General features: G+C 67.8%; 15 protein-coding genes. 10 read left to right on the top strand and 5 right to left on the bottom strand.

Annotated features, from left to right (window positions below):
• Positions 1-53: 53 nt before the first annotated feature.
• The 4 genes from ACOQPD_RS02705 to ACOQPD_RS02690 all read left to right on the top strand — a co-directional run bounded on the left by ACOQPD_RS02705 (position 54) and on the right by ACOQPD_RS02690 (position 2,472).
• Entirely contained in the window at positions 54-899 is an 846-nt protein-coding gene (locus ACOQPD_RS02705; RefSeq protein ID WP_420613368.1) for an LLM class F420-dependent oxidoreductase, read from the top strand.
• A 343-nt stretch (positions 900-1,242) separates the two neighbouring features.
• Positions 1,243-1,434: an S-layer homology domain-containing protein gene (locus tag ACOQPD_RS02700; RefSeq protein WP_420614420.1), complete on the top strand. Its 192-nt coding sequence runs from the start codon at positions 1,243-1,245 to the stop codon at positions 1,432-1,434.
• Positions 1,431-2,126, top strand: a complete 696-nt coding sequence (locus ACOQPD_RS02695) for an ABC transporter permease (protein WP_420613367.1) — start codon at positions 1,431-1,433, stop codon at positions 2,124-2,126. The genes ACOQPD_RS02700 and ACOQPD_RS02695 overlap by 4 nt, the downstream gene beginning before the upstream one ends.
• Before the next feature lie 70 nt (positions 2,127-2,196).
• Positions 2,197-2,472 carry a hypothetical protein gene (locus ACOQPD_RS02690; RefSeq protein ID WP_420613366.1) on the top strand — a complete coding sequence of 92 codons (276 nt, stop codon included), beginning with the start codon at positions 2,197-2,199 and terminating at the stop codon, positions 2,470-2,472.
• An 11-nt stretch (positions 2,473-2,483) separates the two neighbouring features.
• Here the strand turns inward: ACOQPD_RS02690 and ACOQPD_RS02685 are convergent, their stop codons facing one another.
• On the bottom strand, positions 2,484-2,984 hold the full coding sequence (locus ACOQPD_RS02685) for a hypothetical protein (protein ID WP_420613365.1): 501 nt from the start codon (positions 2,982-2,984) through the stop codon (positions 2,484-2,486).
• A gap of 169 nt (positions 2,985-3,153) precedes the next feature.
• Here ACOQPD_RS02685 and ACOQPD_RS02680 point away from each other — a divergent pair, with 169 nt between their 5' ends.
• Positions 3,154-4,674 (top strand): ATP-dependent DNA ligase, encoded by a 1,521-nt coding sequence (locus ACOQPD_RS02680; protein WP_420613364.1) that lies wholly within the window; start codon positions 3,154-3,156, stop codon positions 4,672-4,674.
• Between the two features lie 3 nt (positions 4,675-4,677).
• Here the strand turns inward: ACOQPD_RS02680 and ACOQPD_RS02675 are convergent, their stop codons facing one another.
• On the bottom strand, positions 4,678-5,970 hold the full coding sequence (locus tag ACOQPD_RS02675) for a hypothetical protein (RefSeq protein WP_420613363.1): 1,293 nt from the start codon (positions 5,968-5,970) through the stop codon (positions 4,678-4,680).
• Between the two features lie 78 nt (positions 5,971-6,048).
• Here ACOQPD_RS02675 and ACOQPD_RS02670 point away from each other — a divergent pair, with 78 nt between their 5' ends.
• The 5 genes from ACOQPD_RS02670 to gcvPB all read left to right on the top strand — a co-directional run bounded on the left by ACOQPD_RS02670 (position 6,049) and on the right by gcvPB (position 11,385).
• Positions 6,049-6,933: a fructose bisphosphate aldolase gene (locus tag ACOQPD_RS02670; RefSeq protein WP_420613362.1), complete on the top strand. Its 885-nt coding sequence runs from the start codon at positions 6,049-6,051 to the stop codon at positions 6,931-6,933.
• 85 nt (positions 6,934-7,018) lie between these two features.
• Positions 7,019-8,134 (top strand): glycine cleavage system aminomethyltransferase GcvT, encoded by a 1,116-nt coding sequence (gene gcvT / locus ACOQPD_RS02665; RefSeq protein WP_420613361.1) that lies wholly within the window; start codon positions 7,019-7,021, stop codon positions 8,132-8,134.
• Complete coding sequence (gcvH, locus tag ACOQPD_RS02660) at positions 8,134-8,538, top strand: glycine cleavage system protein GcvH (protein ID WP_420613360.1); 405 nt, start codon at positions 8,134-8,136, stop codon at positions 8,536-8,538. Before gcvT ends, gcvH begins: the two co-directional genes overlap by 1 nt.
• A 73-nt stretch (positions 8,539-8,611) precedes the next feature.
• Positions 8,612-9,910, top strand: a complete 1,299-nt coding sequence (gene gcvPA, locus ACOQPD_RS02655; RefSeq protein ID WP_420613359.1) for an aminomethyl-transferring glycine dehydrogenase subunit GcvPA — start codon at positions 8,612-8,614, stop codon at positions 9,908-9,910.
• A complete protein-coding gene (gene gcvPB, locus ACOQPD_RS02650) occupies positions 9,907-11,385 on the top strand; it encodes an aminomethyl-transferring glycine dehydrogenase subunit GcvPB (RefSeq protein ID WP_420613358.1) in 1,479 nt (492 codons plus the stop codon). The genes gcvPA and gcvPB overlap by 4 nt, the downstream gene beginning before the upstream one ends.
• Before the next feature lie 36 nt (positions 11,386-11,421).
• Here gcvPB and ACOQPD_RS02645 read toward each other — a convergent pair whose 3' ends face one another.
• From ACOQPD_RS02645 to ACOQPD_RS02635, 3 genes are all read right to left on the bottom strand, one after another.
• Positions 11,422-11,760 carry a type II toxin-antitoxin system PemK/MazF family toxin gene (locus tag ACOQPD_RS02645; RefSeq protein ID WP_420613357.1) on the bottom strand — a complete coding sequence of 113 codons (339 nt, stop codon included), beginning with the start codon at positions 11,758-11,760 and terminating at the stop codon, positions 11,422-11,424.
• Entirely contained in the window at positions 11,747-11,983 is a 237-nt protein-coding gene (locus ACOQPD_RS02640; RefSeq protein ID WP_420613356.1) for a hypothetical protein, read from the bottom strand. The genes ACOQPD_RS02645 and ACOQPD_RS02640 overlap by 14 nt, the downstream gene beginning before the upstream one ends.
• Positions 11,984-12,049: 66 nt before the next feature.
• Positions 12,050-12,886: a phytanoyl-CoA dioxygenase family protein gene (locus ACOQPD_RS02635; protein ID WP_420613355.1), complete on the bottom strand. Its 837-nt coding sequence runs from the start codon at positions 12,884-12,886 to the stop codon at positions 12,050-12,052.
• Positions 12,887-12,889: the final 3 nt, after the last annotated feature.

Below are 12,889 nucleotides of genomic sequence, written 5' to 3'. Positions count from 1 at the left end.
CGGGTCGATACCGTTAGGGTCCGGGTCCGGAGTCAACTTGGAGGTACGCACGGATGCGCGTCGGGGTGAACATTTTCCTCACCGAATACTCGATCCAGCCGGTTCAGTTGGGGGAGGAGTTGGAGGCTCGCGGATACGAGTCGCTCTGGGTAGCGGAGCACAGCCATATCCCGACCAGCCGGGACACTCCCTGGGGTGGGCGGAAGGATGCTCCGCCGTTGCCGAAGGAGTACCGCTACACCTACGACTCCTTCGTGGCGCTGGCCGCGATCGCAGCGACCACCGATCGGCTGAAGGTCGGCACCGGCATTGCCCTGGTGGCGCAACGGGATCCGATCTGGCTGGCCAAGGAGGTGGCTTCGCTGGACATCATCTCCGAAGGACGGTTCGAGTTCGGGATCGGGTTCGGCTGGAACCGGGAGGAGATGGCCAGTCACGGCGTCGATGCCCGGACGAGGCACAGGTTGGTCCGGGAGAAGATCGCTCTGATGAAGGCTCTGTGGACCGAAGACAGGGCTTCATACCGGGGAGAGATGATCAGTATGGAGGAGAGCTGGGCGTGGCCCAAGCCCTACCAGAAGCCGCATCCCCCGATCGTGATGGGGAGTGCAGGAGGCCCGATGGCGCTGGCGGCGGTGGCCGAGTACTGCGACGGCTGGATGCCGGTGCACCCCCAGGACCTGGCCGGAGACATCGCCAGGCTGCATGCCCTTCTCGAGCAGGCCGGAAGGGATCCGGCGGAGGTGGAGATCGGCGTCTACGGTACCGATCCCGATCCGGACAAGTGGGAGGAGTGGGAAGCCCTGGGGGTGTCCCGGGTGCTCATCTTCCTGCCCCCCGCACCTGCTGATGTCGTGGTGCCGTTACTCGATCAGCATCGTCACCTGATAGGCGACTAGCCCCATCCTCGGCCGGCCGGGGTACGGGTGAGCCGGGGTTCTCCCCAACGGCACTGCGGCGATGGGTGAAGAGCCCTGAGTGCCGGTAGCCGGCTCGGGGAGCTTTCGGGGTTCCATCTGGATAGCTACGGTCCGGTGTCCAATAGGCTGCATCGCGTGGAGGCCGAGCCGACGGAGAGGATGCAGACCGGACCGGAGCAATACGGCGCCCGAGCTGGTTCGCGCAGGGTGACTAAGGGCGGTATCCGGCCGGCGGCTCTCGGCATCCTGGTGCCGGTCCTGATGCCTTCTAGCGGGTACCGCATCGGCGCAGGAGGCGGAGGGCGAGGCGTGTCCCGTCACGATCCCGTCATCCGGTTTCCCGGATACCGAGGACCTGAGCGACGAGTCGGTCCGGGCCATCGACTGCGTGGCCCATTACGGGATCACCACCGGGACCAGCCCGACCACCTATTCGCCGCATGACCACCTGACCCGGGCACAGATGGCTCGCTTCCTGATCAGAACCGCGTCGGCGCTCGGCGTGGAGTCGTGACCAGGGTGGACCAGCAGCCGGTCGTCTTCGTGGGCGACGCCGGCTTCACCGTGCTGGGGATCCTGGAGGACGTGCAGCGACAGCCGGAACTGCTCAACGCCCTGATCATCCCCGAAGGAACCGCCCGGGAGATGTACGGCCTGGAATCGCCCACCACGGTCCAGATCGACACCGAGATCGGGGCGGCCTCGCTCATTTCGGCGCAGGCGCCGATCGCCGTGTCGCCCGACGATCCGGATGCGGTCCAGGTGCAGGCGCCGCTGGAGCCGGACGAGGTCCGGGCCGGCGTCGAGGAGGATGTCAACGCGCTTTTCCTGATGCTGGGAGGGGTTTCGCTGCTGGTGGGCGCCATCGGGATCGCCAACGTGACCCTCGTCTCGGTCCTCGAGCGGATCGGGGAGATCGGGCTGCGCCGGGCGCTGGGCGCCGGAAGGCGCCATATCGCCTACCAGTTCCTCCTCGAGTCCACCGGCGTGGGCCTCTTCGGCGGTGTGATCGGGGCCAGCGCGGGGGTACTGGTGGTGGTCACCGTGTCGGCGCTCCGGACCTGGACCCCGGTAATGGACCCCAGGATCGCGCTGGCGGCGCCGGTCCTCGGTGCGCTCGTGGGGTTGTTGGCCGGCCTCTACCCGGCGCTGCGCGCCTCCCGGATGGCGCCGGTCCACTCGCTCCGGGCCGGGGCGACCGGATGACCGTCGCCGGTAGGATCGCCCGGGGTGGGTACGATGTCCCGATTGCGAGGAAACCGGCAAGGATGCGCAGGTGAGTTACCAGGGTTACGTACGGGTCATCGGTGAGGGAGGCAACATCCTGGATGTGGCCGAGGCGTCGCTGGGCGCCATCGATCATCCCGGCCACCGCTGGGGAGGCACGATGACCGTGTGGAGTGGGGGCGCGCTCGACGGCAAGACCATGATGGTCGATCTGGAGGTTCCCGGATCCTTCCGGGCGCCCGCCCTGATCATCCCGGGCCCGGTGTCGGGCCGCCGGCGCCAGCTATCGGTGCTGGGCGGCGGAGACTCGCCCTTCGGCGGCTGAACCCTCCTACGTCAGGGCAGGATCCAGGCCTCCGAGCCGTCGCCCGAGGCGGCCGCGGCCAGGTTGCGGACGCTGTTCATCACCGCTCCGAGGATGGCTAGGACCAGAGCGGCGTCGATAACCAGGACGGACAGAATCGGAAGCGTGCTCACCAGGGATGGCACCGCGGTTGCGGCCGTGTAAAGGATGACCAGTGTGGACCAGGTCATGATCGCCGAGACGATGAAGAAGACCGGCTTGGAAGCCCCCTCGGATCTACCGATCCCCTTGTAGATCAGGGGCGCCAGCACCGCCAGTATCCCGAAGGCGACCAGGGTGGCCTGCGCCCCGGAGCCCAGCAGCACCAGGACCAGGGCCAGCACTACGGCAATGCTCGTGGACCAGCTTCCGGAGAAGGACCACTTGAGGGGGCCGACCGTTCCTGACCATCCGTCCCGGGAGTCGCGGACGGCGGCGTAGGCGATCAGGAGTGCCACCAGGCCGATGGCGACGATCATCGATTGCGGGTTCATGTGCTCCTCCCGTTCATCTGGCGGCCCGGCAGGGACGGGGTCGCTCGTCTCCGGCCGGCTACGGTGCTCGGCGTTTCGTCTCTGGGATTAGGACTCTACGTCATGGCCGGGCGTTTCACGAGTAGATTCTTGGCGGACAGCCCAGCCGTGGAGCGATCGGAGGCGCCGGTTGAGACTTGCCGAGGTGGTTGCCACGTCGCAGAAGATCGCGGGCACCAGGGCGCGCCGCGCCAAGGTGGCCGGCCTGGCCGATCTCCTTGGCAGGGCAGAGCCGGATGAGATACGGATCCTGGTCGGGTTTCTGGCGGGCCGGCCGCGCCAGGGGCGCGTCGGGGTGGGCCCGGCCGCGCTATGGGCGTCGAAGGTCGATCCGGCGCCCGAACCGGTCCTCGACATCGGGGAGGTGGACCGGGTGATCGGCATGATCCCGGGCATCCGGGGCGCCGGCTCGCAGGCTCGCCGGTCCGCCCTGCTCGAATCCCTGCTCGGTCGAGCCACCCCGGACGAGCAGGACTACCTGCGGCGGCTGCTCACAGGCGAGCTCCGGCACGGAGCGCTCGAGGGGTTGATGATGGACGCGGTGGCGGTGGCGTCTGGTATCGATGCGGCGGTTGTGAGGCGGGCCGCCATGCTCGGGGGCGATCTCGGATCGATCGCCGTTCCGGCACTTACTGAGGGAGAGGCGGCGCTGCGGGCGATGCACATCGTTCCGCTGCGGCCGGTCCGGCCCATGCTGGCCTCGACCTCCGGCTCGGCCGCGGACGCGATGGAGTCGTCCGGCCGGTCCTCCGTGGAATGGAAGCTCGACGGCGTCCGCATCCAGGCGCACCGGTCCGGCTCGGAGGTGGCGGTGTTCAGCCGGCGGCTCAACGAGGTCACGGATCGGCTGCCGCTGGTGGCCGACGTGGTGTCCGGCCTTCCCGTCTCGAGCGTGGTGCTCGACGGCGAGGTATTGGCTCACGATCTCGAGGGCCGCCCCGAGCGCTTCGAGCAGATCATGAGCCGTTTCGGCACCCAGCAGGGCGGCGACCGGAAGCCGCTGTTCCCTTACTTCTTCGATATCCTTCATCTCAACGGAGAGGACCTGATCGACCTACCCCTCGGTCGGCGGATCGCCGTGCTCGACAGCCTGGTTCCGCCCGAGTGCCTGGTTCCCAAGCTGGTCACCGACCGGGTGCCGGAAGCGGAGGACGCCCTGTCGGAGGCCCGCCGGCGCCGCCACGAGGGGATCATGGTCAAGGCGATCGACTCCACTTACCAGGCGGGCCGGAGAGGATCGGCCTGGCTCAAGGTCAAGCCGGCCTACCACCTCGACCTGGTGGTTCTGGCCGTCGAGTGGGGCCATGGTCGCCGCACCGGCCGGCTCTCCAACCTGCACCTCGGCGCAAGGGACGCCGAGAGCGGCGGGTTCGTGATGGTGGGCAAGACCTTCAAGGGCCTGACCGATGCGATGCTGGTCTGGCAGACGGAACGGTTTCTCGAGGTCGAGGTTCGCCGGGAACGCCATGTCGTGTTCCTGCGGCCGGAGGTGGTGGTCGAGGTGGCCTTCGACGGGGTTCAGTCGAGCCCGGTCTATCCGGGCGGGGTAGCGCTCCGTTTCGCCCGCGTCAAGCAGTACCGGCCCGACAAACCACCCGATGAGGCCGACACCATCCAGCGGATTCACCGGATATTCGAGGAGCGCGGATGACGGCTACCGGCGGACGCCGTAGGGGTCCGTGTCGGCCGGATCGGCCATCGAGATCAGCAGGGCGCTGACCAGGACGACCTGGGCCAGCAGCGCCGCGCATCCGGCCAGGACCAGCCCGAGCGTGGCCGGGATGCGCACCAGCACCGGAATGACCGCCCCGACCACCCAGGCCAGCTGGAACAGAGTCTCCGAATAGGTGAACATGCGGCCCCGTTCCTCGGGCCGGACGCTGGCATGGAGGAGGCCGTCGTATCCGAACTTGGCCGTACCCCAGGCGAGCCCGGCGAAGAAGGCTACGGCCGCCGCGGACCACACGCCGAACACGTGGGCGCTGATGAACGCGGCGGCCGCTTCCAGGGCCAGTGCCGCCACCACCATCGGTTCCTCGTGAAGTCGCCGGGCCAGGAACTGCGCCAGCAGTGATGAGACGCCGAAGCCGGCGCCGGCGGCCAGCAGCAGGCTGCCGAACCCCACGATTCCCGCCTCGTCGTCCCGGAAGACGAATGCCACCAGGAGGAGGAGGTAGCCGTTCAGGAGGCGGACGATGGCGGTGGCAATCCGGGCATGGCGGACCGCCCGCCGGGAGGCGGGGGAGCGGGCCACCGGAATAGCCTCCGCGCCCGGCTCCCGTGCGGCGGGCCGGAGGTCGACCCGCAGACCCAGCGCGGTGATGCCCGACCAGGCGAAGAGGCCGGCTGCCAGCACCAGAGCGGCCATGTTGCCCAGCAGATTGATGGCGCCCAGCCCGATCGGGAGGACGGCCCCGCCGGCGAGAATCCCGAGCCGGGCGAGGCGGGCGTTGGCCTCCACCAGATCGGCCGGATCGGGCAGCGCCGTGGGCAGGATCGAGCTGCGGCTGATCCCGTAGATCCGGGACAGCACCAGGATCCCGAATACCATCGACAGCATCACGAGGTCGGTCTCCGCTCGCATCATGGCGACCACCAGCACCACACGCCCCAATGATCCGAAGACCAGTCCGGCCCGGTGGCTGCGGGGCAACCGGTGGACCAGCGACCCGAGGAGGGGTCCGATCACGGCGAAGGGGGCCAGGGTCAGGAGAAGGAACGCGACCACGTTTCCCCGAGCCTCGGTGGTGGGCACCGAGAAGAACAGCGTGTCAGCCAGGGCCAGGGCCACCAGGGCGTCTCCGGCCACGTTTGTGGCGTGGGATACGGCCAGCCGCCGGAACGCCCAGCCGTGGCGTGAGAACTGCCCCTCGATCTTGCGTCCCACAGCTCGGGTGGCGCGGGATATCTTGGATGACGATCGGGGCTGCGGACCGTCGGTGCTCATACCATTAACGTAGCGGCGAGCACAGGCGGCATAGGCTCGCCGTGCCGGTTCGGGAGTCGGACAACCTGGAACGAGAACATGAACGTAAACCAGTTGCAGAAGGTCAAGGAGGGGCGAGGGTTCATCGCCGCGCTGGATCAGAGTGGGGGTAGCTCACCCAAGGCGCTGGCGAGATACGGGATACCCGAGGACGCCTACTCGACGAGCGATGAGATGTTCGGCCTGATCCACGACATGCGAACCCGGATCATCACCAGTCCGGGTTTCGGCGGGGACCGGGTCATCGGCGCCATCCTGTTCGCCGACACGATGCGCCGCCGGATCGATGGCGTCGGCTCAGCTCGTTACCTGTGGCGGGAGAGGGGTGTGGTGCCGTTCCTGAAGGTGGACGAGGGTCTGGACGGGGAGCGGGACGGCGTCCAGCTCATGAAGCCGATGGCCGGCCTGGACGACCTGCTCGACGAGGGCCGGGAGAGCGCGGTCTTCGGCACCAAGATGCGTTCGGTCATCAAGATGGCCGACAGGGAGGGCATAGAGGCCAACGTGGAGCAGCAGTTCGAGGTGGGGGAGCGGATACTGGCGGCCGGGATGATGCCGATCCTCGAACCCGAGGTGGACATCAACAGCCCGGAGAAGGCAGAGGCGGAGGACATGCTCCTACGTGCCATCCTGGCCCGGCTGGGCCGGCTCGGGGATTCGGGCGTCATGTTCAAGCTGACCCTCCCCAGCCGGGACGATCTGTATGTCGAACTGGTCGGTCATCCGAACGTGGTCCGGGTGGCGGCCCTCTCCGGGGGCTACGACCACGCGGAGGCGTGCGAGCGCCTGGCCCGGCAGCGCGGCATGGTGGCGAGCTTCAGCCGGGCCCTCCTGGAGGGCTTGGCGGTGGACCAGTCCCAGGAGGAGTTCGATGCGGCGCTGGGCCGGCTGGTGGGCAACGTGTTCGCAGCCTCGGTCACCTAGCGGCCACCCGGCCGCGTGCGCGAGACACGAAGCCCCTGGTCGGCGGACGTGTCGTCGGGTTGGCCACTCGGGTTAAACTCGGGCTGTGACAGAAGAAGGCGGCTCCGGTGTCGGACGCAGGCTCAGACAGCTAGCACTGCGGGACCGGCACGAAGCTCTCGGGGCCCGTTTCGCACCCTTTTCCGGCTGGGATATGCCCCTCCAGTACCAGGGGATAGTCGGTGAGCACCATGCCGTGCGCCAGGGGGTCGGTGTCTTCGATGTCTCGCATTTGGGCCGGGCCCGGGTCCAGGGTTCGCAGGCGGCCGCGCTGCTCAGATCCGTTACTACCTTCGACGTGAACCGGCTGGCCGTCGGCAAGGCCCACTACTCGCTCTACTGCAACGAGGCCGGGGGCATCGAGGATGACGTGTTCATCTACCGACTGGCCGGGGAGCGATGGCTGGTCGTCCACAACGCATCCAACGCCGACCAGGATTTCGACCGGCTGCGGTCCGTATCCGGCGATATGGCTTCCGAGATCACCACGGAGACCGCGATGCTGGCCGTCCAGGGTCCGGAGGCGATGGCGCTGCTCGGCAGCGTCCTCGGGGATGACGTAACGAGGCTCGAATTGCACTCATGCGTGGAGCTCGACTGGAAGGGTGGGACGGTCACGTTCGCCCGAACCGGCTATACCGGCGAGGCGGGCGGCGAGTGCATCGTCGGCGTCGCTCAGGCCGCGGCGTTGTGGGAGGCGCTGATCGAAGGAGGCGCGTCGCCGGTGGGTCTCGGGGCGCGGGACACGCTGCGGCTGGAAGCTGCGCTGCCCCTGTACGGCAACGACATCGACGCTGCGACGAGTCCGTACGAGGCCGGCCTGGGTTTCGCCGTGACCCTCGATGACGGGGCGTCCTTTACGGGACGCGATGCGCTGGCCGAAGCGCGGGAGCGACCCCTGGTGCGGAGGCTCGCCCACCTGGCGGCGCGGGCCCGCGGCGTGCCGCGGGCGGGTTACGCGGTACATGCTCCGGATGGGGGAGAACCCGTCGCCCGGCTGACCAGCGGAAGCTTCAGCCCGAGCTTGCGTCTCGGCATAGGCATGGCCTACCTTCCTGTGGAGTTTGCGAAGCCCGGGGCCCGGTTCGAAGTCGATGTACGCGGCCGCATGCTGCCGGTCGAAGTGGTGCGCCGTCCGTTTTACAGAAAGTCGAGGGACTGATGAAGGCCGATTTCGAGATTCCCGACAACCTCCTCTACTCGGAGGAGCACGAGTGGCTTCGCCGTGACGACGGGAACCCGGACGAGGGCACCGTCGGCATCACGGACTTCGCCCAGGACGGGGTAGGCGACGTGGTGTACCTGGAGCTCCCCTCCGAAGGGGATAGCGTCACCGCCGGCGAGGCCTGCGGCGAGATCGAATCCGCCAAGACCGTGTCCGACCTCTACGCCCCGGTGGACGGCGAGGTGATCGCCGTCAACGGGGATCTCGAAGATCAGCCGGAGTTGGTGAACGACTCACCCTACGGAGACGGCTGGATGATCCGCGTCCGCATGGCTGACGCGTCACAGCTCGACGACCTGCTCGACGCGGCCGCTTACCGGACGCTGATCGAGGAGCACTGAGACCTTGTCGTCGTCGCGGTCTTCCGCTTCACCGCATCCGTACATTCCGGCCACGGAGGCGGATCGGGCGCGCATGCTGGAGCGCGTCGGAGCCCCCGACGTAGGGGCCCTGTTCGCCGACCTGCCCGCGGCCATGCGGGACCCGGAGATTCACCTCCCGCCCGCGCTCCCGGAGGCGGAGTTAATCGCGCTGATGGAGGAACACGCCGGCGCCAACGCAGCGCCCGCGCGGCCCGATTTTCTCGGCGCGGGAGCGTACCGGCGCTCCATCCCGTCCATCACCGGATACCTCACCTGGCGTTCCGAGTTCGCCACCTCCTACACGGCGTACCAGCCGGAGATCAGCCAGGGAACCCTGCAGGCTGCGTTCGAGTACCAGTCGGTCGTCTGCGAGCTGACCGGGATGGACGTGTCGAACGCCGGGCTCTACGACGTGGCCAGTGCCACCGCGGAAGCCTGCCTGCTGGCGGCCCGCGTCACGAAGCGGAGGACCGTCGCGCTGCTCGAACCGATCCATCCCGGAACCGCCGAAGTGGTCCGCGCCTACGCGCGCGGCACCGGGCTGGAAGTGGATACTGTCTCGTCGGCCGAGGCGATCACCGACGAGCACGCCTGCCTGGTGGCCCAGCAGCCGGACTTCCTCGGAACCATCGTGGATCTGGAACCGCTAGCCGATGCCGCCCATGGCGCCGGGGCTCTGTTCGTGGCGGTCGCCGACCCGTTCGCGCTGGGCCTGCTGCGTGCGCCGGGCGATGCCGGCGCCGACATCGTGACCGGCGAGGGCCGTGACCTGGCCGGCCCTCCCAACTACGGCGGGCCCTCGCTCGGTTTGTTCGCGGCCCGCACGAAGTACCTGAGGCAGATGCCGGGTCGCATCGTGGGGCGTACCCGGGAACTCGCCAATGGCACCGGTGGGGGAGAGGAGCGCACCGGATACGTGCTCACGCTACAGGCCCGCGAGCAGTTCATCCGGAGGGAACGGGCCACCTCGAACGTGTCCACCGCGCAGGCCTTGATAGCGGTTGCCTTCACCATCACCGTGCAGGCGCTCGGCCCGAGCGGTATGCGCAACTCCGCCGTGCTCTGCTATCAGCGCGCCCACGACGCCGCCTCGCGCATCGCGGCTCTGCCCGGCTACGAGACACCCGAACGCGGACCCTGGTTCCAGGAGTTTCTCGTTCGAGGGCCTCTTCCTGCCGCCGACCTGGCCGCCCAGCTCGCGGCGCGCGGCATCGGGCCGGGCTTCGATGTGTCGTCCCGGCCGGAGCCCGAGGCACGTGATGCCTTGCTGTTCGCCGTGACGGAGGCGACACCCGATACGCACGTAGACGCGTTGGTCGGGGCCCTGGCGGAGATCGGGAGAGGGGCATGAGCGGTTCCCGGCCTAGCAACGATGACTTCGGGGCGCGCCTCAGCTTCGATCGCGGGGAGCCGGGCCGGCGTGCGGTCGATGTGCCTGCATGGGCGGGGGAGGAGACTCCACTGCCGGACGATCGCTTGCTGCGCGACTCGGTGCGGTTGCCCGAGCTCAGCCAGGGAGGGCTGGTGCGCTACTACACGGCCATGTCGGTGCGGAACTTCGGCATCGACTCGGGTACGTACCCGTTGGGCTCCTGCACCATGAAGTACAACCCGAAGGTCAACGACACGGTGGCCAACCTTCCGGGGCTCGCACGAGCACATCCGCAGGCTCCGGCGGAGGACATCCAGGGCACGCTGCGTATCCAGCTGGAGCTGGGTCGTGGTCTGGGAGAGCTCACCGGCCTTCCGAATGTCAGCTTCGCTCCCGCGGCGGGCGCACATGGAGAGCTGGCAGGCGTCTTCATGGTGGCCCGCGCCCTCGAGGATCGGGGAGAGCTGGAAACCCGCCGCCGCATCCTCGTTCCGGATTCGGCCCATGGCACCAATCCTGCAACCGCCGCCATGGCCGGATTCAAGGTCACCCAGATCCCGACCGGGGCCGATGGCTCGCTCGACCGGGTCACGATCGAGCGAGAGCTCGACGAGACCGTGGCGGCCGTCATGGTCACCGCCCCGAATACCCTCGGCCTGTGGGAAAACGGCATCGAGGAGGTCGCCGGCCTAATCCACGACGCCGGTGGTTACCTGTACGGGGACGGAGCGAACTTCAACGCGATCATGGGCCGGATCCGCTTCGGTGATCTGGGCTTCGATGTCGTCCACCTCAACCTCCACAAGAGCTTCAGTACTCCCCACGGCGGCGGCGGCCCTGGTGCCGGACCCGTGTGCTGCTCCGAGGAACTGGCCCCTTACCTGCCCACGCCGGTGGTGGAGGAAGGCGATGACGGCCTTGTGCGGCTGGTCGCTCCCGAGCGCAGCATCGGCCGGCTCCAGCAGTTCCAAGGCAATGCCGGCGTTCTGGTACGGGCCTATGCATACATGCGAGCGTTGGGGCTCGACGGCCTGCGCGCCGCCTCCGGTCAGGCTGTCCTCAATGCCAACTACGTCCGCGCCCTGCTCCATGGCCATTACGACCTGCCGTACGACCGTCCGGTACTGCACGAGGTGGTCTTCTCCGGATCCCGCCAGCGCCGGGAGCTCGGGGTGCGAACGTACGACATCGCCAAGCGCCTGATCGACCACGGTTTCCATCCGCCGACGGTCTACTTCCCGCTGATCGTCGAGGAGGCGCTGATGATCGAGCCCACCGAGTCCGAGCCTCCCGAGGCGATCGAAGCGCTGGTCGATGCCCTGATCTCGGTGGCGGACGAGGCCGAGAGCGATCCCGACACCCTTCACCACGCGCCCTGGACCGCCCCCATAGGCCGCCTGGACGAGGCCACCGCCGCCCGCCGCCCCGTCCTCCGCTGGCAGGACGGCTCGTAGCTTCCAACCTTTTCAGTCCCCGTTCGGGAAGACTTTTCAGTAGTCCAGGAGCGTTCTGATGATCCGGGCGACCTGGTGGCTGGTTTCGGGGGCTACCGCACCGAGACGGCGAACGAGCCGGCTTCGGTTGATCGAGCGAACGAACTCGCACTGAATGAAGCTCATACGGTCGAGACCCGTACCGGGCGTCGGCTCGACTTCGACGTGGAGGGAGAGGCGCCGGTACGTTGCCGTCAGAGGGACGACGATGACAGACGGAAATCCGGTACCGAACGCAGGCGGCGGACCGATTACCAGGGCCGGCCTATGCGATGCCGGCTCTCCCGGATACGGGATGCCGAAGTCGACCAGCCAGAGTTCGTCAATCGAGGCCATCGGCGACCGAAGTCGACTCGGCCCCTTCCAGGTAGGACAACCATGTCTCCCGGTCGTTCCGGAGTTCCGCGACTTCGGCTGCCACGCGATGGGCGAACCGCTGGCGGCTCAGCGCCTCGGTCGCGTCGCGGATGGTCGCTCCGAGGGACACACCGGCCAGCTTGCTCATCCGCACGAGGCGGGCGTGAGTATCCCTGTCTATCCGAACGGTTGTAGTACTCATAGCTCAAGTATACATTATGTATACACCGGTGTAACAAGGTCCAACCGGCCCGGGATTACACCCAATTCAGAGGGTCTGGCGTACCTTGTCGGCGCCGTGGAACAGGATGTCGCGCACCGCTTCGGAGGCCTTGCCGTGGAATGCCACGGTCTCGGGGTCGAAGTCCCTGGTAGGACGGGGCGTGTGGGTGAAGTGCCGGTGGGTGTCCTCGCCACGGACCAGAGCCGCGCTGTCCCAGTCCCCGATGATCTGGCGAGTCCTGGTCGGCATGTAGTGGAACGAGATCCCGATCCGGCGGTCCTCGGACGTGTTGGGGGAGGAGGCGTGAGCCAACCGGCCGTTGTGCATCGAGATCTCACCGGGCCGTAGCGGCATCGAGACGGTCTCGGCCTCGTCCACCTCCACCGTTATCTCCTGGCCCCGGGTCAGCATGTTGTCCTCTTGGAACGTGTCGCTGTGGGGCATGAACTCACCCCTATGGCTTCCCGGCAGGACGCTCATGCAGCCGCTCTCGGGCGTGGCAGGTGACAGTGCCAGCCACACCGTTATCAGGTCGTCGGTGTCGAGCCCCCAGTAGTTGAGGTCCTGGTGCCACGACACGTAGGACTTGGTCTGCGGCTCCTTGATCCAGAACAAAGTGTTCCAGCAAAGGATGTTCTCACCGATCAGGTCCTCCACCGCGTCCAGAATCGCCTCGTTCCGCATCAACTCGTCGACCCACCGGAACAGCAAATGGCATTTGTTGCGAAGGGCCCCGGACACCGGCCCACCCTGCTCGGATTCGAAACGCTCGAGAATCCGCCGGTAGCCGGTGGCGCCGGACTGGTCCATCACCCGGACCGGGCAGACGTACCCGTCCCGCCGGTACTGGTCAACCTGCTCGACGGTCAAGCGCTTGGGCATCAC

Origin of the sequence: Candidatus Spongiisocius sp., from assembly GCF_965221825.1 — a bacterium.
Classification (GTDB): Bacteria; Actinomycetota; Acidimicrobiia; order Spongiisociales; family Spongiisociaceae; genus Spongiisocius.
The sequence above is the reverse complement of the archived record's forward strand: the minus strand, read 5'-3'. Positions and strand labels throughout refer to the sequence as shown.

What these genes read in the sequence shown, in the direction of transcription:
- ACOQPD_RS02705 (WP_420613368.1), top strand. Translation starts at nt 54, where the DNA reads ATGCGCGTCGGGGTGAACATTTTCCTCACCGAATACTCGATCCAGCCG.
- ACOQPD_RS02685 (WP_420613365.1), bottom strand. Translation starts at nt 2,984, where the DNA reads ATGAACCCGCAATCGATGATCGTCGCCATCGGCCTGGTGGCACTCCTG.
- ACOQPD_RS02675 (WP_420613363.1), bottom strand. Translation starts at nt 5,970, where the DNA reads ATGAGCACCGACGGTCCGCAGCCCCGATCGTCATCCAAGATATCCCGC.
- ACOQPD_RS02670 (WP_420613362.1), top strand. Translation starts at nt 6,049, where the DNA reads ATGAACGTAAACCAGTTGCAGAAGGTCAAGGAGGGGCGAGGGTTCATC.
- gcvH (WP_420613360.1), top strand. Translation starts at nt 8,134, where the DNA reads ATGAAGGCCGATTTCGAGATTCCCGACAACCTCCTCTACTCGGAGGAG.
- gcvPA (WP_420613359.1), top strand. Translation starts at nt 8,612, where the DNA reads ATGCTGGAGCGCGTCGGAGCCCCCGACGTAGGGGCCCTGTTCGCCGAC.
- gcvPB (WP_420613358.1), top strand. Translation starts at nt 9,907, where the DNA reads ATGAGCGGTTCCCGGCCTAGCAACGATGACTTCGGGGCGCGCCTCAGC.
- ACOQPD_RS02645 (WP_420613357.1), bottom strand. Translation starts at nt 11,760, where the DNA reads ATGGCCTCGATTGACGAACTCTGGCTGGTCGACTTCGGCATCCCGTAT.
- ACOQPD_RS02640 (WP_420613356.1), bottom strand. Translation starts at nt 11,983, where the DNA reads ATGAGTACTACAACCGTTCGGATAGACAGGGATACTCACGCCCGCCTC.
- ACOQPD_RS02635 (WP_420613355.1), bottom strand. Translation starts at nt 12,886, where the DNA reads ATGCCCAAGCGCTTGACCGTCGAGCAGGTTGACCAGTACCGGCGGGAC.